General features: G+C 39.6%; 1 protein-coding gene. It reads left to right on the top strand.

Going from position 1 to position 652, the window contains the following annotated elements:
* The first annotated feature begins 97 nt into the window (after positions 1-97).
* On the top strand, positions 98-529 hold the full coding sequence (gene tnpA / locus ACFQ4A_RS16375; RefSeq protein WP_382402495.1) for an IS200/IS605 family transposase: 432 nt from the start codon (positions 98-100) through the stop codon (positions 527-529).
* The last annotated feature ends 123 nt before the right edge of the window (positions 530-652 follow it).

The following is a 652-nucleotide window of genomic DNA, read 5'->3' as shown; positions in this document are numbered from 1 at the left end:
TTTAACTTACAAATGCGTGGTCTAACTCCACCGTCTTTAGACGGTATCAGCTTTTAGCCCTATCTTTTTTGTCCATACTAAATTATGAGGTGAAAGTATGGACGGATATCGAAAAAGTGGTCATGCGGTATATGATATCAAATATCACGTTATATGGGTGACAAAGTATAGATATAAAGTATTACGAGGGCAGATAGCAGTACGCGCAAGAGAATTGATTAGGCAAGGTTGTGAAGCGAGAGGGATTACAATTTTGCAAGGGAGTGTTGGGAAAGACCATATTCATTTGTTAATATCTTGTCCGCCAAGTATAGCTCCAAGTAAAATTTTGCAGTACCTAAAAGGGAGATCATCAAGATTATTACAGGATGAATTTTCCGAACTCAAGAAGAGATATTGGGGACAACACTTGTGGGCAAGGGGATACTTTTGCGCTACAGTTGGAACGGTAACGGAAGAGATAATAAGAAATTATATAGCCAATCAATTCAATGAAGGCGGAGACGACATATTCAAGATTGAAGAATGAGTTCAGTCATATTTAGAATATGCTTCAGCTTAAGGACTTTGAGCAGGACTTCAGCCTGGAGCAGCGACTTTAGTCGCCGACATTTATGTCCAAATCCACCTGCTTTAGCAGGTGGTCGTTTAA

This window comes from Lentibacillus salinarum (assembly GCF_042679865.1).
Taxonomy (GTDB): domain Bacteria; phylum Bacillota; class Bacilli; order Bacillales; family Amphibacillaceae; genus Lentibacillus; species Lentibacillus salinarum.
The sequence above is the reverse complement of the archived record's forward strand: the minus strand, read 5'-3'. Positions and strand labels throughout refer to the sequence as shown.

What these genes read in the sequence shown, in the direction of transcription:
- tnpA (WP_382402495.1), top strand. Translation starts at nt 98, where the DNA reads ATGGACGGATATCGAAAAAGTGGTCATGCGGTATATGATATCAAATAT.